The organism is Arthrobacter sp. MMS18-M83 (assembly GCF_026683955.1).
GTDB lineage: Bacteria > Actinomycetota > Actinomycetes > Actinomycetales > Micrococcaceae > Arthrobacter.
In genome coordinates, this window is record NZ_CP113343.1 from 589,297 (window position 1) to 607,208 (window position 17,912).

General features: G+C 63.8%; 16 protein-coding genes. 4 read left to right on the forward strand and 12 right to left on the reverse strand.

Features of this window, described 5'->3' with window-relative positions:
• Nucleotides 1–121: 121 nt before the first annotated feature.
• From dxs to OW521_RS02865, 4 genes are all read right to left on the reverse strand, one after another.
• Entirely contained in the window at nt 122–2,095 is a 1,974-nt protein-coding gene (gene dxs / locus OW521_RS02850; protein WP_268022763.1) for a 1-deoxy-D-xylulose-5-phosphate synthase, read from the reverse strand.
• Between the two features lie 152 nt (nt 2,096–2,247).
• Complete coding sequence (locus tag OW521_RS02855) at nt 2,248–5,061, reverse strand: aconitate hydratase (protein ID WP_268022765.1); 2,814 nt, start codon at nt 5,059–5,061, stop codon at nt 2,248–2,250.
• Between the two features lie 142 nt (nt 5,062–5,203).
• Complete coding sequence (locus OW521_RS02860) at nt 5,204–6,583, reverse strand: class I SAM-dependent RNA methyltransferase (RefSeq protein WP_268022767.1); 1,380 nt, start codon at nt 6,581–6,583, stop codon at nt 5,204–5,206.
• Nucleotides 6,583–8,556: an APC family permease gene (locus OW521_RS02865; protein WP_268022769.1), complete on the reverse strand. Its 1,974-nt coding sequence runs from the start codon at nt 8,554–8,556 to the stop codon at nt 6,583–6,585. Before OW521_RS02865 ends, OW521_RS02860 begins: the two co-directional genes overlap by 1 nt.
• A 110-nt stretch (nt 8,557–8,666) precedes the next feature.
• Here OW521_RS02865 and OW521_RS02870 point away from each other — a divergent pair, with 110 nt between their 5' ends.
• On the forward strand, nt 8,667–9,341 hold the full coding sequence (locus OW521_RS02870) for a potassium channel family protein (RefSeq protein WP_268022772.1): 675 nt from the start codon (nt 8,667–8,669) through the stop codon (nt 9,339–9,341).
• On the forward strand, nt 9,338–10,069 hold the full coding sequence (locus OW521_RS02875) for a potassium channel family protein (RefSeq protein WP_265978964.1): 732 nt from the start codon (nt 9,338–9,340) through the stop codon (nt 10,067–10,069). The genes OW521_RS02870 and OW521_RS02875 overlap by 4 nt, the downstream gene beginning before the upstream one ends.
• On the opposite strand, the gene OW521_RS02880 is transcribed toward OW521_RS02875, so the two are convergent.
• From OW521_RS02880 to dut, 4 genes are all read right to left on the reverse strand, one after another.
• Entirely contained in the window at nt 10,039–10,830 is a 792-nt protein-coding gene (locus OW521_RS02880; RefSeq protein WP_268022775.1) for a DUF3159 domain-containing protein, read from the reverse strand. The genes OW521_RS02875 and OW521_RS02880 overlap by 31 nt on opposite strands.
• Nucleotides 10,827–11,180, reverse strand: coding sequence for a hypothetical protein (locus OW521_RS02885; RefSeq protein ID WP_268022777.1), 354 nt, complete (start codon nt 11,178–11,180; stop codon nt 10,827–10,829). Before OW521_RS02885 ends, OW521_RS02880 begins: the two co-directional genes overlap by 4 nt.
• Nucleotides 11,173–11,922, reverse strand: a complete 750-nt coding sequence (locus OW521_RS02890) for a DUF3710 domain-containing protein (protein ID WP_268022778.1) — start codon at nt 11,920–11,922, stop codon at nt 11,173–11,175. Before OW521_RS02890 ends, OW521_RS02885 begins: the two co-directional genes overlap by 8 nt.
• A 108-nt stretch (nt 11,923–12,030) precedes the next feature.
• Nucleotides 12,031–12,543: a dUTP diphosphatase gene (dut, locus tag OW521_RS02895; RefSeq protein WP_268022780.1), complete on the reverse strand. Its 513-nt coding sequence runs from the start codon at nt 12,541–12,543 to the stop codon at nt 12,031–12,033.
• 112 nt (nt 12,544–12,655) lie between these two features.
• On the opposite strand from dut, the gene OW521_RS02900 reads away from it, so the two are divergent.
• The gene (locus tag OW521_RS02900; protein ID WP_268022782.1) at nt 12,656–13,141 is read left to right on the forward strand and encodes a DUF3093 domain-containing protein; all 486 of its coding nucleotides are present in this window, start codon (nt 12,656–12,658) and stop codon (nt 13,139–13,141) included.
• 19 nt (nt 13,142–13,160) lie between these two features.
• On the opposite strand, the gene OW521_RS02905 is transcribed toward OW521_RS02900, so the two are convergent.
• A complete protein-coding gene (locus OW521_RS02905) occupies nt 13,161–13,457 on the reverse strand; it encodes a DUF4193 domain-containing protein (RefSeq protein WP_268022785.1) in 297 nt (98 codons plus the stop codon).
• Nucleotides 13,458–13,741: 284 nt separating this feature from the next.
• On the opposite strand from OW521_RS02905, the gene sepH reads away from it, so the two are divergent.
• On the forward strand, nt 13,742–15,160 hold the full coding sequence (gene sepH, locus OW521_RS02910) for a septation protein SepH (RefSeq protein WP_268022787.1): 1,419 nt from the start codon (nt 13,742–13,744) through the stop codon (nt 15,158–15,160).
• A 37-nt stretch (nt 15,161–15,197) separates the two neighbouring features.
• On the opposite strand, the gene OW521_RS02915 is transcribed toward sepH, so the two are convergent.
• Genes OW521_RS02915 through OW521_RS02925 form a run of 3 tightly spaced genes read right to left on the reverse strand, consistent with a single transcriptional unit; the run spans nt 15,198 to nt 17,906 of the window.
• Complete coding sequence (locus tag OW521_RS02915; protein WP_268022789.1) at nt 15,198–15,956, reverse strand: thymidine kinase; 759 nt, start codon at nt 15,954–15,956, stop codon at nt 15,198–15,200.
• Entirely contained in the window at nt 15,949–17,178 is a 1,230-nt protein-coding gene (locus tag OW521_RS02920) for an alkaline phosphatase family protein (protein ID WP_268022791.1), read from the reverse strand. The genes OW521_RS02915 and OW521_RS02920 overlap by 8 nt, the downstream gene beginning before the upstream one ends.
• A complete protein-coding gene (locus tag OW521_RS02925) occupies nt 17,178–17,906 on the reverse strand; it encodes a DUF5998 family protein (protein ID WP_268022793.1) in 729 nt (242 codons plus the stop codon). Before OW521_RS02925 ends, OW521_RS02920 begins: the two co-directional genes overlap by 1 nt.
• Nucleotides 17,907–17,912: the final 6 nt, after the last annotated feature.

A 17,912-nucleotide genomic window follows, 5' to 3' on the forward strand; every position in this document is an offset into this window, starting at 1 on the left:
GCCCGTCCTTTTCTGAACCATTCGACGCAGGTACTGCTGGGTCCTGTGCCGTCGAGGGGTGCCTGCTTATTGAATACTGCCTTGTGAAGCACACCGCATTCTCGCCGCGATGCGTCCCCTATCAAAGCTTGGGAAGGCTGCCTGTGGTGGGGTGTTCCTGTCCCGGCAGGGGACGCGCGAAAGGTACCTTTGTCCCTAGAACCTGCGCGACGACATCGTGCGTTATCTGTTGGGCGGTAAGCCCGACGCGCTCAAGCACTTGGCTTCTGGTTCCATGGTCGAGGAATTCGACCGGAAGGCCCACCTCGTTGAGGGCAGTGTCCACACCGGCCGCCCGCATCTCCTGGCGAATCCGGGATCCGACGCCACCCGCACGCACGCCGTCTTCGATGCAGATCACCAAACGGTGCCGGGCGGCGAGGGCAATGATGGATTTGCGAACCGGTAGGACCCAGCGCGGATCCACCACTGTGGAACTGATGCCTTGGGAACCGAGCCGGGATGCGACGTCGAGGGCGAGCTCGGACATGGCGCCCACGCTGACAATCAGGACGTCGTTCTCGGTGGAGCCTCCGGGGCGGCGCGCCAACACATCGACGCCGTCGGAAAGCCGTTCGATCGCGTCGATCTCGCTTCCGACGCTGCCCTTGGAGAAGCGCACCACGCTGGGCGCGTCGCCGATCGCGACGGCCTCGCGGAGCTCTTCGCGCAGGCGGCTGGCATCGCGCGGAGCCGCGAGATGAAGCCCGGGAACAATCTGGACCATGGCCATGTCCCACATGCCGTGGTGGCTGGCGCCGTCCGGGCCGGTCACGCCGGCGCGGTCCAAGACAACCGTGACTCCGGCCTTGTGAAGGGCAACGTCCATGAGGAGCTGATCGAACGCGCGGTTGAGGAAGGTGGCGTACACGGCGACTACCGGGTGCAGTCCCCCGAAGGCCATCCCTGCGGCCGAGGTGAGGGCGTGCTGTTCAGCGATGCCGACGTCGATCACCCTTTCCGGGTGCCGTTCGGCGAACTTGTGCAGGCCAACGGGGATCAGCATGGCCCCGGTGATGCCCACAATGTCCTTGCGTTCGTCGGCAATATCCGCGATTTCCTCGCCGAATACCGACGTCCAGGAGCGGGCTCCACCGGCCTCAGTGGGTTCGCCGGTCTCCGGGTCGATGATGCCGACGGCGTGGAACTGGTCTGCCTCATTGGCAAGGGCGGGCGCGTAGCCGTGGCCCTTTTCGGTCATGGCGTGGACGATCACCGGTCCGCCATAATTGCGGGCCGTGGTGAGAGCGTGCTCCAGGGCGCGCATGTTGTGGCCGTCGACTGGGCCGATGTACTTCATGCCGAGGTCTTCAAACATGCCTTGCGGAGCCCACCAATCCTTGATGCCCTTCTTCATGGCATGCAGGCTCCTGTAGGTGAACTGGCCGATCGGACCGCCGTTCTGCAGCTTCTTCTTCCACCAATCCAACACAACCTCATAGGTGGGAGCAGCCCGGAAGGAGTCGATCGTGGGACGCAATGAAGCAAGGTAATCTGCCAAACCGCCGACGGTAGGGGCATAGGAGCGGCCGTTGTCGTTCACCACGATCACCACGCGGCGCCGTTTGTCCGCGGCAATGTTGTTGATCGCTTCCCAAGCCATGCCACCCGTCAGGGCGCCGTCACCCACGACGGCGACGACGCAGCGATCGCCTTCCCCTGTCAATTGCCGGGCGCGGGAAATGCCGTCGGCCCAGGACAGCGAGGATGAGGCGTGGGAGCTCTCCACGATGTCGTGCTCGGACTCGCCACGATCGGGATACCCGGACATGCCGCCTTGCTGCCGAAGGGTGCTGAAGTCCTGCCGTCCTGTCAGCAATTTGTGGACGTAGGACTGGTGGCCGGTGTCGAAAACGATGCTGTCGCGCGGTGAATCGAAGACCTTATGGATGGCCATGGTGAGTTCCACCACGCCAAGGTTCGGCCCGAGGTGTCCACCCGTTTGAGCGACGTTGGTGATGAGGAAAGTCCTGATCTCGCCTGCAAGCTGCTCCAACTGGTGAACGGTGAGCTTGCTCAGGTCCTGCGGGTTCCGGATTGTCTCCAAAAGTCCCAACGGCCCCTCCTTAGGGTGATTGACGTGCTATACAACTCTAACGCCTTGGCCGGCACCAAGCCGCAGGAAAGGCTACAGCCCCGGTTGGTCAATGACCATCCGGGGCTGTAGCTGTTGCCTTTTGGCTCAGGCGGAGTCTGCGCTAAATACCGCTAGTGCGCGGAGATCTGGCGCAGGACATACTGCAGGATTCCGCCGTTGCGGTAGTAGTCGGCTTCGCCCGGGGTATCGATGCGCAGCACGGCATCGAAGGACTTGGTGCTGCCGTCCTCGGCCGTTGCAGTGACCTTGAGCGTCCTCGGCGTCGTGCCGTTGTTCAGCTCGGTGACGCCCTCGACGGAGAACGTTTCCGTGCCGACCAGGCCTAGGGACGCTGCGGATTCGCCGGCCGGGTACTGCAGCGGGAGGACGCCCATGCCGATGAGGTTGGAGCGGTGGATACGCTCGTAGCTTTCGGCGATGACAGCCTTCACGCCCAGCAGCGCGGTGCCCTTGGCAGCCCAGTCGCGGGACGAACCGGAACCGTACTCCTTGCCAGCCAGGACAACCAGCGGTGTGCCGGCGTCCTGGTAGTTCTGGGCGGCGTCGTAGACGTACGCCTGGGGGCCGTCCGCCTGGGTGAAGTCCCTGGTGAAGCCACCCTCGACGCCGTCAAGCAGCTGGTTCTTGATGCGGATGTTCGCGAACGTACCGCGGATCATGACCTCGTGGTTGCCACGGCGTGAGCCGTAGGAGTTGAAGTCCTTGCGCTCCACACCGTTGGCCAGAAGGTACTGGCCAGCAGGGGTGTCTGACTTGAAGGAACCGGCCGGGGAGATGTGGTCGGTGGTGACGGAGTCGCCGAGCTTCAGTAGGACGCGGGCGCCGGTGATGTCCGTTACCGGATCCGGCTGTGCCTTCATGCCTTCGAAGTACGGGGGCTTCCGGACGTATGTGGACTTGGCGTCCCAGGCGAAGGTGTCGCCTGCCGGGGTGGCGAGCGCCTTCCAGCGGTCGTCGCCGTCAAAGACGCCCTCGTAGCCGCGGGCGAACATTTCCTTGTCGATCGAGGAATCGATGACCTTCTGGACCTCGACGGGGTTCGGCCAGATGTCCTTCAAGAAGACATCGTTGCCGTCCTGGTCCTGGCCCAGCGGGTCAGCCTCGAAGTCGAAGTCCATGGTTCCGGCCAGGGCGTAGGCGATGACCAGCGGCGGGGAGGCCAGGTAGTTCATCTTGACGTCCGGGTTGATGCGCCCTTCGAAGTTGCGGTTGCCCGAGAGGACAGCGGTGACGGAAAGGTCGTTGGCCTGGATCGCCTCGGAGATTTCGGCGTCGAGCGGCCCGGAGTTGCCGATGCAGGTGGCGCAGCCATAGCCGACAATGTAGAAGCCGAGCTTCTCCAGGTAGGGAGTCAGGCCGGACTTCTCGTAGTAATCGGTGACAACCTTGGAGCCGGGAGCGACCGAAGTCTTGACCCACGGCTTGGAGGCGAGTCCCTTGTCCACGGCGTTGCGGGCCAGCAGCGCGGCAGCCAGCATCACGGAGGGGTTGGACGTGTTGGTGCAAGACGTGATCGAAGCGATCGAGACGGCACCATGGTCCAGTTCGAATTCGCGGCCGTCAGCTGTTGTGACGCTCACCTTGTTCGACGGACGACCGTTGGACTTCGGGCCGTGTGCGTGCGGCGCTACGTCAGCCACGTGCGTCGCGGAGGCAGTGAACGACGGCGAGTCCGAGGCCGGGAAGCTCTCGTCAATCGCTTCGTCCAGGCTTCCGTCGGCCAGGTCTTCCTTCACGTAATTGCGCAGGTCCTCGCGGAACTGGGCCTTGGACTCCGTGAGGATGATGCGGTCCTGGGGACGCTTCGGGCCCGAGATCGAGGGAACAACCGTGGACAGGTCGAGCTCAAGGTACTCGGAGAACTTGATCTCGTGCGAGGGATCGTGCCAGAGGCCCTGTTCCTTCGCGTAGGCCTCGACCAGGGCGACGTTCTGATCGGAGCGGCCGGTGAGGCGCAAGTACTCGAGCGTGACGTCGTCGATCGGGAACATCGCTGCCGTGGAGCCGAACTCCGGGCTCATGTTGCCGATGGTGGCGCGGTTGGCCAGCGGCACCGCCGCAACGCCTTCGCCGTAGAACTCCACGAACTTGCCGACCACGCCGTGGTTGCGCAGCTGCTCGGTGATGGTCAGGACGACGTCCGTGGCGGTGGCACCGGCAGGGATGGAACCAGTGAGCTTGAAGCCGACGACGCGCGGGATCAGCATGGAGACGGGCTGGCCGAGCATGGCAGCCTCGGCTTCAATGCCGCCCACGCCCCAGCCCAGCACGCCCAGGCCGTTGACCATGGTGGTGTGGGAGTCGGTGCCGACGCAGGTGTCCGGGTACGCACGGAGGACGCCGTCAACTTCGCGGGTCATGACGGTGCGAGCCAGGTATTCGATGTTGACCTGGTGGACGATGCCGGTTCCCGGGGGAACAACCTTGAAGTCGTCAAAAGCAGTCTGACCCCAGCGCAGGAACTGGTAACGCTCGCCGTTGCGCTGGTATTCGATCTCCATGTTGCGCTCAAGGGCGCCGGAGTTGCCGAAGGCATCGATCTGGACGGAGTGGTCGATGACCATCTCGGCCGGTGCCAGCGGATTGACGCGCTTGGGGTCGCCGCCGAGGTCCTTGACGGCTTCGCGCATGGTGGCCAAGTCGACGACACACGGAACGCCGGTGAAGTCCTGCATGATGACTCGAGCCGGCGTGAACTGGATTTCGGTGTCTGGCTGGGCATTCGGGTCCCAACCGGCCAGGGCGCGGACGTGATCGGCCGTGATATTGGCGCCGTCTTCCGTCCGCAGGAGGTTTTCAAGCAATACTTTAAGGCTGAACGGAAGGCTGTCAGCGCCTTCAACGGAGTTCAACCGGAAAATTTCATAATCGGTGCCGGCTACATTCAGTACGCCTTTGGAACCGAAGCTGTCCACAGTGCTCATGGCAGGACTCCTCTCGCAACAGCTTTCATCTTTGTCGCGCGGTTGACCGCTAGCCAGTTAGGCAAGCCTAATCTGAGCGGCTGCCGTTGGTCGGTGGAGAAGTGAAGCGCGACTTGGAACTTCTCCACCATCGTAGTGGCGGCTACGCCGCGGGCACCAGCAACGCAACGGTCTCCAAGTGGTGCGTGTGCGGATACAGGTCAAAGGCCCGGAGTGCTTCAAGCCGCCAGCCGCCGTTGCGGAAGTACCCCAGATCACGCGCGAACGAGGCCGGATCACACGACACATAGGCGATTGCCCGCGGTCCGGACTCAATCAGCTGGCTGACAACGGCTTTGCCCGCACCGGCCCGTGGCGGATCGATCACCAAGGAGTCGAAGTTGCGGGGCCGTTGCCGCAGGACGCGTTCCACCCGGCCCTGGACGATCTCCACATGCGGTTCGCCGTGCAGGTTCTTCCGGGCATCCCGGCTGGTGCCGGGCGATCCTTCCACGGATAGTACCGAACCGGTAACCCCCACCGCGTCCGCCAGGGGCGCCGTAAACAATCCGGCTCCCGCGTAAAGATCAGCCACGGCCGATCCCGGAAGAAGGTAGCCGCCGTCGCGCAGGAATCCCGTCACCGCCCCCACCAGAGTGTCCGGAGCGTCTTTATGGATCTGCCAGAAGCCCTCTCCTGTGACTCGGTATTCATGACCGGCTGCCGACTCCTGGACCCAGGTCCTACCGCGCAACTGCAACACTTCGCCGCGGGCCGGGTCGAAGCTCGCCACGGAAACATCGTGCGGGAGCTGCCCTAGTATCCGGTTGAGGCGCCGGGCGTCGGTCCCCTCCTCCGGGGCGAGGAGGACCAGCGGACGTGATCCGTTGGCAGGTGCTGCAACTTCCACCCGTGAAATACCGTGCAAATCGATGTCCCACAGCCGCAAGTCATTGATGCCCGGAAGCGCGAGCGGCATCTCGCGAACCGGAATGACGACGTCGGAGCGGTGGGCGTGCATTCCCAGGCGGCCGCCCGGGGTGACGGTAAAACTGGCCCGCGTTCGCCAGCCGAGGCCTGGACCGCCGTCGGAAGTTGGATCATGTCCGGCGGCGGGCTCCACCTCGACGTCCAGCTCGACGCCGGCGAGCCGCTTCAGCTGCTCGGCGAGGACTTCGGATTTGAGCAGGCGCTGCCGTTCCAGCGTCACGTGGCCGAGTTCGGCACCCCCCACCGGCGGTCCACCCTTCCGCCAGGCGGCAAGGGAGTCGGCGATTGGCCAGAAATGGCGTGTCCGGTCGTTCGACGCCTCTAGGACGTCGACGACGTCGGCGCGCCAGAAACGGGAAGACTCGCCGGAATCCGTCAACCGGACCCGGACCTTCTCCCCCGGGATGCCGTGCCGGACGAAGATGACCCTGCCTTCGTGCCGAGCGACAAAGTGGCCGCCGTGGGCGATGGGACCGACGTCCACCACCAGTTCCTTGGCAGCTCCGTCCTGGGCCGCGGGCGTGCTGGATTCGGTGTTGCTGGGGTGGGTCATCAGGTATCCTGCAGTGCCTTTGCTTCTTCGGACGACTTCAATTGCCAGGGAACACTTGCCACCATCACGCCGGGTTCAAAGTGAAGCCGGGCCTTGATGCGCAGCGCGGTCTGGTTGTGGACAAACTGTTCCCACCACTTGCCGACGACATACTCCGGGATGTACACGACGATCAAGTCGCGCGGCGAGTCCCGGCGCATGTTCTTGACGTAGTCCAGGATGGGCGTGACGGTTTCCCGGTATGGGCTCGCCAACACGGTCAACGGGACCGGGATGTCGAGCTTGTCCCAGGCCTGCACGGTGTGGGTTGTCTCTTGATGGTCGATATCGACAATGATGGCGTCCAACCTGGACGGCCGCGACGCCCTTGCGTAGGCGAGTGCGCGCAGCACCGGTTTGCGGACATGGGACACCAGCAGCACGGCGTGGACCCTGGTGGGCAGCGCCCGCGGGGAGGAGTCCTCGTCAACGGCCAGTTCCTTGGCCACGTTGTCGTAGTGGGCGCGGATGCTCCACATAATGAGGAACAGCACGAACATGGCCAGGAGTGCGATCCAGGCGCCCTGTTCGAACTTGGTGATGAGCACGATGGTCAGCACCAGCGCCGTCATGCAGAAGCCGAGCATGTTGATAGTGCGGGACTTCAATATTCTGAGCCGGACGGCTGTGTCCTGGGCAAGTTTGAGTTCCCTGCCCCAGTGCCGCACCATGCCCAGCTGGCTCATTGTGAAGGAAATGAAGACACCCACGATGTAGAGCTGGATCAGCTTGGTGACGTCGGCATTGAAGGAAATGATGAGGACCAGGGCCCCGCCCGCAAGCGCAAGGACGCCGTTGCTGAAGGCGAGGCGGTCTCCGCGTGTGCGCAGCTGGCGGGGCAGGTATCCATCCTGGGCGAGGATGGAGCCCAGGACGGGGAACCCGTTGAAGGCCGTGTTGGAAGCGAAGACGAGGATGACGCCCGTGGCTGCGACGACGATATAGAACGGGAGGGATCCCGAGCCGAAAATAGTTTCCGCGATCTGGCTGATGGCCGGGTTCTGGATGTAGTCGTCCGCCAGCGGTTGGCCGTTGAGGAGAAATTCCTTGGCCGGGTCCAGCACGATGTGGACCTTGGTGGCGTTGGCAAGGTAGATGATGCCCGCGAGCATGGCCGAGGCGATGACACCCAACAAGAGAAGGGTCGTGGCAGCGTTCTTGCTCTTGGGCTTCTTGAAGTTCGGCACACCGTTGCTGATGGCCTCCACGCCGGTCAGGGCGGCTGCCCCTGAGGAGAAGGCCCGAAGGAGCAGGAACGCCCCGGCCAAGCCGACCAGCCCTTGGTCGAATCCCTCTTGCGGGACGATCGTAAAAGCGGCCGACGGCGCTTCGCCCAGTTGGCCTGTGACCGCCTGGAAGATGCCTACAGCCGTCATGCCCAGGATGGAGAACATGAAGATGTAGGTGGGAACCGCAAAGACACTCCCGGCCTCCTTGATGCCGCGAAGGTTCACCAGGGCCAAGATCACGACGCCGACTGTGGCAATGAGTGCCTGCTGCCCATGCAAAGAGGGGATCGCAGTGGTCAGGTACGCCGCCGCGGAGGACATCGACACGGCGACCGTGAGGACGTAGTCCACCAACAAAGCGGCCGCGACGGTCAGGCCCGCGAACTTCCCGAGGTTGACGTTGGCGATTTCGTAGTCGCCACCGCCGGAAGGATAGGCGTGGACGTTTTGCCGGTACGAGGCAACAACCGTGAGCAAGACCACCATGACGGCGAGGCCGACCAGCGGCGAAATGGCCACGGCACTCACGCCCGCGAGGGCCAGCGTCAGCAGGATTTCGTCGGGGGCATACGCCACAGAGGACAGGGCATCCGAGGCGAAAATCGGCAGCGCAATGCGCTTGGGAAGCAGGGTATGGGCCAGCCGATCGTTCCGGAACGGCCGCCCCACCAACACCCGCTTCGCGGCGTTGAGAATTGTCAGCACTCCGCAAAGCTACTCTGAATCCAACGCGATGTCATGACGGCGGACTGGCTTCCACGACTTGCCCCGGTAGAGTCTTACCGAGCGGCATGCATAAGAGTGAAGGAGAAACCGTGGCTCACTTTGTGATCATGGGTTGCGGACGAGTGGGCGCAACGTTGGCGCACACCTTGGAAGACGCCGGCCATTCAGTGGCAATCATCGACCAGGACGACCGTGCTTTCCGTCGCCTGCGGAGCGGATTCACCGGCCGGAAAGTCACCGGCGTCGGCTTTGACCGGGACACGCTGAAGCAGGCGGGTTGCGAAGAAGCGTACGCCTTCGCCGCCGTTTCCAGCGGTGACAATTCCAACATCCTCGCCACCCGGGTAGCCCGTGAAACTTTCCATGTTTCACATGTAGTTGCCCGCATCTACGATCCCGGCCGCGCCGAAATCTACCAGCGCCTGGGCATCCCCACGGTTGCCGCGGTGCGCTGGAGCGCGGACCAGGTCCTGCGCCGCATCCTGCCCGAACAACACCTGGCTGGCGATTACCGCGAGCCTTCCGGCCGACTGGTCTTGTCTGAAGTTGACCTGGACGAAGGCTGGATCGGGCACCCGCTGACTGCCATCGAAGCAGCTTCCGGGATCCGCATCGCTTTCCTCACCCGTTTCGGAGAGGGCGTCCTGCCCCAGGCCGGAACGGCGTACCAGGAAGGTGACACTGTGCACGCCATGTTGAGCCTGGACCGCAGCGCCGAGGTGGCACGCGTCCTCGCCAGCGCACCTGCCAAGGAGTCTGAGTGAAAGTCGTTATTGTCGGCGCGGGCAGCGTCGGTTCATCGATCGCGCGCGAATTGCTCGCCCACAACCACGAGATCATGCTGATCGACCTCAAGCCTGAGGTCATCGGGCGGAGCGGCCTCCGCGGGGCGCGTTGGCTGGTGGGCGATGCTTGCGAATTGAGCACGCTCCAGGAAGCGAAACTGGAAGGGGCCGACGTCGTCGTGTCCGCGACCGGTGACGACAAGGTCAACCTTGTGGTGTCCTTGCTGGCCAAGACCGAGTTCGGCGTGGGCCGTACGGTGGGCCGTGTGAACAACCCCAAGAACGACTGGATGTTCAACGATTCCTGGGGAGTCGACGTCGCGGTCAACACTCCGCAGCTCATGACGGCCCTCGTGGAAGAAGCCGTGGAAATCGGTGACCTCGTCCGCCTGCTGACTTTGCAGACGGGTGTGTCCTCGCTCGTGGAGTTCACGGTCCCCCACGATTCGCACATCATGGGCAGCACGGTAGGCGGCATTGAATGGCCCGAAGACGCCACCCTGGTGGCGATCCTGCGCGATCACGCACCCATCACGCCCAGCCGTGATGACGTGATCGACGGCGGCGACGAGCTGTTCTTCGTCACAACCATTGCTGCCGAGGATGGGCTCAGGGCCCTCTTGTCCCCCTCCGCGGCCGACCACGGATCAGTTGGGGTCGAGGAAGAGTTTTCGGATCAGTCCGACGACGACGGCTTCGACGGCTGAGGATCCTTGTTTGGCTCCTCGCTTGGCGTCGGCCGGGTCAGGAGCCAGGCAATCCAGAGGCCAAGGATGTACAGCGGGGCGCCCATGATCAGCCTCATGGTAGCGAGCGCGGCCAGTCCGGGCTCGCCCATGAAGTACAGGGGAACCTGCACCACAAGCCGTAGAGCCAGGACAGCGATGACCACCCAGGTGCCGATGGTGTAGGCCCGCAAGCGCTCCGGCTCCTTCCGCCAATCGAAGCCTTCGTTGCGGACAAAACCGAAGAGCAGGCCGGCAATGGGCCACTTGAGCACAACGGACAGCACCATTCCCACGATGTAGGCGATGTTCGTGTAAAAGCCCAGGACGTAGAAGTCCTCGGCCTTGCCTGTGGTGTTGGCGAGCCAAGCGGAAATTGCGACGCCGGCGATCCCGGCAAGTGCCTGGGTCAACGGACGCCGCTGGACAAGCCGCACCACGGTAAAGACAGCCGCCGCCGCGAGGGATGCAATCAGGGACGCTGGAAGGTCGCGGGTGACCATGAAGGCGATCAGGAATACGAGGCCCGGCACGATGCTCTCGGCTATCCCTTGGATACCCCCTGCCGACTTGAGGATATCCACGTGCCCGTGGCTGTTCCTTTGGAGTCCGGCCTTTTCCGCGTAGCCTGCGGCGATGTCCGCAATACTTGGCCCCTGCGTCTCCTGGCGGAACCCCTCTGCCTGGCCCGGCTTTTCCTGCGCTGGTTTTTCGTGGGGACCGGGTCCGTTGGCGACGGTCATTGGTGCTCCTGACGGGAGAGGATTTCATAGCGCGGATTAAACATGGTGGGCAGCCCGTCCCGCAGCGTGACCATTCCTTCGAGGCGAAGGACGGTCCCGGGTTCGATGCCCGGAACCTTACGGCGGCCCAGCCAGATGACGCGCAAGCGGGCCAATGGACCGGTTTCTCCCCTGTGCGCGATCCGGTCGACGACGATTGCCGAGAAATATGCTTGCTCGTTGGCCGGTTGGTAGGTTACGGACTCAATAAAACCCGTGCAGTTGACTCTGCCACGCAAAGGGAGCTCAGTCAGGGGCAAGGATGCTCGGCTACCATCGGCGGCAGCGGCGCGGGGCGCTTTATCAGCCAATCTGGGTGATCTCCGGGCCGCGTTCGGGTTGCTGAAGTTCCGGTGTTTCCTGCGGAGCGCCGTGGTGTCCGGGGGCTGCGGCGTCCTTGGGGAGCCTCAACTGGAGCAGTTCACGTGGCGGCATGGGGTTGTCTCCGCGAATGACCACGACCTTGCGGAAGAGATTCTCCAGGCCTTCGGCAGCGACCCTGTCCAAGGCTGCCTGGCCACCGATGACGCCGCGGAGGAACCAGCGGGGCCCATCCACCCCCATGAACCTGGCCGCCCGGAAGCCGCGTCCGCCGTCGGCAGATTCGGTAGGAAGCTTGGCGATGAGTTCGGTGCCGAAGGTGCCGGGGATCTCCTCAACTTCGCCTCCTTGGCTGGACACCGACTGGCCGATCTGTTCGCGGATCTCGTCCCAAAGTCCTTCGGAACGGGGAGCGGCGAAAGCTTGGAGCTGAAGGCTCGAGCCGTCCAGGTCCATGGTGACGGCCACTACCCGCTGGGTCGCTTCTTCCACCTCGAGACGCAGTTGAAGGCCCTCGGAAGGCTCTATGAGCAATGCGCCAAGGTCCACGTAGCCGTCTTGGCTATCGATTTCGCTCGCATCGAATGGCCCCTTGGACAGCCGGAAGTCGCCCTTGGCGATTCCACTGGCTACCGTTCCGGCATCCTGCCGCGACGTCGCGGCTTTGGCCTGCTCGGTATTCTTGTCTTCCGGCTGCTCGGCCTTGGACTTCTTTCCGCGCCCAAAAAGCATCGGGTTGTCTCCTTAGTAGTGGTCTATCCCCCAGTAAACCGCAGACTGCCCGTCAACTCGCGGGCAGCATGGCAATCAGCTCCATGTGGCGTCGATTGCCGAGGGTTGTTAGCTCACGGCCGGCGCGAAGCCTCCGGTGGATCCAAAACCGCCGGTACCGCGTGCGGTGTCGGACAATTCCTCCACCGCCACGAACTGCGCATATTCGACGCGCTGGATCACCATTTGGGCAATTCTATCGCCGCGCTTGAGTTCGATTGCCTGGTTTTGGTCCGTATTCAAAAGCGTCACGGAAATTTCACCTCGGTAGCCGGCATCGACCGTGCCCGGGGCATTGACCACGGTGAGTCCGTGCTTGGTGGCCAGCCCCGATCTCGGGTGGATCAATGCGACAAAGCCGTTTGGCAGCGCGATTGAGACTCCTGTAGGAACCAGCTTCCGCTCCCCCGGGGCGAGGGATACGTCCGTGCGGGCCCGCAAGTCGGCACCGGCGTCCCCCGGGTGGGCGTACGACGGCGCTTCCAGGCCGCCGTCGAGCATTTTCAGTTGGATCTGAAGGGTCGGCGCGCCATATTCGGCGGAAATGTCTGCGGGGCTGGCTACTGCTGTCTCATGGCTCACAGTCAGATATTCTATCGTCCGCGGGATGCTCCCATGGTTGCTGGCGCAAGCGGCTGCCGCGGCAATTGCTGCGCGTTAATTCCGGGGGTCGCTGTCCCGATAAGCTGGTTGCATGCCTGAATCGACTGCATCCGTACCCACGCCGAACCACTCCTCAAGTGGAACGGGCGTCCTGTATGCGGAAAAGCTCTGGCCATCCCCTTGGATCTGGATTGTTGTGGTCGGCTTGTCTGCCGCCGGCATCCTGATGTTTGCGCCGATCAGCATCACCGCCGGCATCATCGCCGCGCTGGTTCTCTTCGCGATCATGACCACCATGCTGGTGTTGTCCACCCCGGCCATTGTGGTGGACCGGGATACCGTCCAGGTGGGCCGCGCCAGCATTCAGCGCGAATTCGTCGGCGCCGTCACGGCATTCCGTAAGGAGGAAGCCACGGCAGAGCGTGGAATCCGGCTTAATGGCCTCGCGTTCATGTGCCTCCGTGGCTGGATCGACCCCGTGGTGCGCATTGAAATCACCGACCCTGCTGACCGCACCCCGTACTGGCTGACGTCTACCCGCCGCCCTGAAGAACTGCTGGCGGCCCTGTCCAAGTAGGCAGGTCCGTTCCCCCAGGTCAGCTCTCGCACTCCTTGCAGTAAAGATGCCCGTCTTTCTCCCTTGCAATCTGGGAGCGGTGCTTGACCAGGAAGCAGTTGAAACAGGTGAATTCGTCCGCCTGCGGAGGCAGCACACGGACCAGCAGCTCTTCGCCAGACAAGTCCGCCCCGGGGAGCTCGTAGGCGTCGGCCAGGTCAGTCTCGTCGATGTCAACCGCCGATGACTGCTTCTCGGTGCGATGCGACTTGAGTTCCTCGATCGAGTCCTCGGTGTCTTCTTCTGTCTTCCGAGGGGCATCGTAGTCCGTTGCCATGGTCCCTTCTTCGTTCTCCCTTGTGCTTCACGCAGGGCTCGCGGTCCTGTCAACCGGAACCTGCTCCGGTCTAAGGATGTAACGCAGCAGGCCGCATTTTTGTGCCCGATATCGGGCAGATTGTCCTCCCAGCCGCACCAAATGTCCATAGCCCCGTGGGAACGGTTGCGCGGGAAAATCGCGGAAAATCGCGGAATATCGCGGCGCGCCCTTTGTCCTAGTAGGAAAAGGCTGCACCGGGTGGCAGAGTTTCGAATGTCAGATAGGCCATGGTGGAGGATTTTATGCGGGATCTACGGCTGGTTGGCGTCCACGACGACGGCGGACATCTCCTGTTGAGCGGTACCGGCGGCGAAATGTTCCAGCTTCCGATTGACGAGGCGTTGCGTGTTGCCGCGAGCCGGACACCGGCCCAGGTGGCCGCCCGCGCTTCGATCACGCCCGTCGCCATGTCCCCGCGTGACATTCAGTCGCGTATCCGTAGCGGTGCGACGGCCGCGGAAGTAGCAGAGCTGTCAGGATTGCCGCTCGCCAACGTGCAGCGCTATGAGGGCCCGGTGCTGGCCGAGAGGGAATACATCGCGCAGCAAGCCCGCAAAGTGGAAGTCGCTTCCCCCGCACCCGGCCACGATACGTACCGCGCAGCATTCGGCGACGAGCCTGCCAGTCTTGGCGAGATGGTTGCGCACCGACTTACGGCCCACGGCATTGACTCCTCAGCGGTTGAGTGGGACTCCTGGCGCCGCAGCGATGGTGCGTGGACCGTCGTCGCGCGCTTCGAAACCAAGCCAGGCAGCCTGGAAAGCATCGGCGAAGAGCCACCGGCGATGTGGACCTTCAATCCCGCCCGGAAATCCCTCCAGAACGCCAACCGCTGGGCCCAGCAGCTCAGCGAACTGGAGCCGCTTGATGGCCCCGTACCGGCGCGGCGGCTCGCCGCCGTTTCCGACCGGCCTTTTGATTTTGAGGCCGACGGCGGCGCCGCGGCCCGTGCGGCCGCCGCAGCCACCAAGGAAGCCGATGGACTCCTGGACATGCTGCGCTCTCGCCGCGGACAACGGCTGGGCCTCGACGAAGACAGCGACGACGCTTTGGCGCTGCTTCTGAGCAGCGGTGTTCCAGCCGCCCATCCCCGGCCCAGCGACGTCGAAGACGGCCATTCGGATAAAGAGTCAACCGACACGGACGAACCGACCGAGGCCGACCCCGCCGCGACCCGTCGTGACGCTCGCGCCTCCATGCTGTCGCGACTGAGCCTGGCTCCGCAGCATGACGACAAGGAAGACGATTCCCTCCGGCTGCACGACGGCGTCAGCACGGATACCCGGGAAATCACCGTGATCCCGGGCCCGCTTCGCCCCGTGACCCTTCTGCGCGGCAGGCCTGACAACGATGCGCAGGCCCCCAAGGACGAGACGCAATCCCAGGAAGCGGCATCACCGCGGGCCGGCCTGGACGAATTGCTCGGCGGAGCTCCCCGGCGGGAACGCGAGGAGCCAAAAGTCACCCGTGCCGGGCTGAAGGATTCCTGGTACAAGGCCACACCATCCACTTCGTCGGAGCGCGTGGTTTCAGAGTCTGACAACCGGCCCCACGGTGACGAGTCTTCCGACGCAGCGCCTGCCGAACGCCAGCCGTCACGGCCCAAGCGCTCCAGCATTCCCAGCTGGGATGAAATCGTCTTCGGAACGCGCGGGGACTAGCGGTTCAAATTCGCGCAGCTTCGGTTCGCGGAAGGCTTCAGTTCGCGCCGTGCCAGAGGCAAGCGTCGACGTCGAACGGCAGCAATTGGTCCCGGCTCGCCATGAGATTGGCCCCGTGGGCAGTGACCCGTCGCATGTAGTGCCGCCGGCAGAGGGTCTCGTATCCGACTGCGGGTAGCAACGCATCGGCTGGGTCGCGGACCGCCTCTCGACCGCCGTCGCCCGCGGGCCCGCCTTCAATGCGGCCGTCCTCGATGCGTCCATCCATCGCGACGTCGCCCACCACCACTTGCTCGCCTTCGACCACCATGATGCCGTCCACGGTCCGCGCATTGTGTGTTGCGCGGCGGCCGCACCAACAGAGCGCTTCGACCTGCAGGACCTGGACCCTGTCCGCGAGTTCCACGAAGCGCTGGGATCCAGGAAACAGCCTGGTACGGAAGTCCGATGTGATCCCGAAGGCGAACACGTCGACGTCCATTTCATCGACAACGCGCGCCAGCTGTTCCACTTGCCCCGGCGAGTAGAACTGGGCCTCGTCACAGATGAGGTAGTCCACCCGGAGGCCGGTGGTCCGGCGTCGGACCACTTCGTCCCAGAAATCGGTGGTGTCAACAACCTCAACGGCGTCCGTCTGGAGACCGAGCCGGCTGGAGATGACGGAGCCTCCGGCGCGGTCGTTGCAGCTGAATCGGACGCCGCCGCGGCCACGCGCACGATGGTTGTGGTCCATCTGCAAAGCAAGTGTGGACTTGCCGCAGTCCATGGTTCCAGAGAAGAAGATGAGCTCAGCCACGGCGGCCTTTGGGACCTCCGGACTGGAAGCAGAGCAGCGGAACTTCGCGCTCCGCCTTGGTCAGCGAACCATGCTGCCCGACGACTTCCATGGCGGTGGGGCGGACCCGGCGGACATCGTAGAGTGCCAATGTGTCCCGGGCGGCAATCATGACGTCTCCGATCCGCGGGGAGACCTCTGGGCGCAGCCGGCCGAAGAGACCTGCCGCAAGGCCCTGCTCCCGGGTGAAGGCCCAGATCCGGTCGCCGAAGCGGGCACGCCAGGCGTCCAGCAGGGCTTCCCGGTGAAGCTCTCCGGCGTCGGGTTCCAGGTACAGGTGGACCATGCGTGGTTCGCCTGCTGTATGCCGGACACCGGCAATGAGAGCGGCATCGGCTGAGTAGTCGATCCGCTGTGACTCCGGAACGTCAAGCATCCCGTGGTCCCCGGTGACCAGGATCGTGGTACCTGCCGGAAGTGAGGCGGATAGCCTCTTGACCGTTGAATCTATCTCTTCGAGCTGGTGTTCCCAGCGATCGGACTGGCAGCCGTAGCGGTGGCCGGCTTTGTCGAGCTCGTTGACATAGAAGTACATGAGCGAACTGGTTCCTGGTGCCATCGCTTCCCCCGCAGCTGCCGTGCGGGAATGCAGCGAGCTGCCTCCCACGAAGCGGCTTCCCCGAAGCGCCGCCCGGGTCATGGGTGACGAACCGAACTGAGGCAGGCTCACCGTAACCACGTCAGTCTCAGCAGCAACGCGTTCGAAGATCGTCGGGAACGGTTGCCAGCTCAGGGGATCGACTCCGGCGTCCCAATTGCCGAGCAGGTTGACCACCTTGTCCTGGGCCGGATCCAGGACGTCGTAGCCCACCATGCCGTGTTCGCCAGGCGTACGGCCCGTGCCCAGACTTGCCAAGGACGACGCCGTGGTGGAAGGGAAGGCTGAATCCAGCCAGACTGGAACGGCTCCCTGCCCCGAATTCGCAACGGACCTCAGGAACGGCGTGTGGGCGGCTTTCTGCTTGAGCAGGTTGCGGCCCAGACCATCGGCGAGTACCACGCACACGCGTTGCGACGCGGGCAATTGGAGCTTGTTCTCAAAGCCCGGCAGGCCCATGCTCGCGGCGGCGCTGGTGAAGACCTCGGCGATCGACTTGCTGCCATACAAGGGAGCGCCGGGAAGCTCGGGGACGGTGCTGGCGGCGGGGGCGGTTTCCTGGGCGAGATGTTCCGAGGTCACCATCAGCGCTGGTGCCCGCGGCTCAACCGGTTTCCGAAGACGCCCGAGCGGAGCCGCGGTGCGGGGATGGAACCCGAATGTGCAGCAGGCCCGGGACCCCCTGTGTTCACGGCCCGCAGCGCTCGGGCAAAGATCTTCGCATCCTGCACGGCCCTGGGGCCGTCTGCCTCCGAGCTGATCCGAAGGACGATGTCCTCCTGGGAAATAGTGCCTGTATACCCATGATCGGCTTCGCATTGCGGGTCCCCGCAACTGGCCGGTCCCACATCCAGGCGTTGGCCACCAGACCAGGCGATGGACAGGGTCAGCTCCCTGACGGGGTCGCTTGGAGTGTAATTCTGCGGCTGTGCATACATGTAGCTGAGCACCACCGAGCGGATTTGTGCCACCGGCACGGACTCGGTGGAAATCTGGGCGACAATCTGCTCGCCGGCCTCGTCAAGTTGCTGGTCGTCAACGTGGGTGATCACCAGCATGTCCTCCGTGAGGACCAGGACGGTGATGTGGCGCCGGACCTCGGCACGGTCGAAATGTGTTTCCAAGTGCACCAGGTGTGCAAGGCAGTCCCGCCCGTCCAAAGCGTCGGCCACAACATCGGCAACGAGGACAGGGTAGAACCCGGCCCGCTGTAGAGCCTGGTCCAGGCTCTGCCCCTGCGAGCTGTGGTTGTGCGCTGCATGGTGCCCGGTGGTAGCCGGACCGGACGGAGGCGTCGGGGACTTCGAGCTCATTCCCCC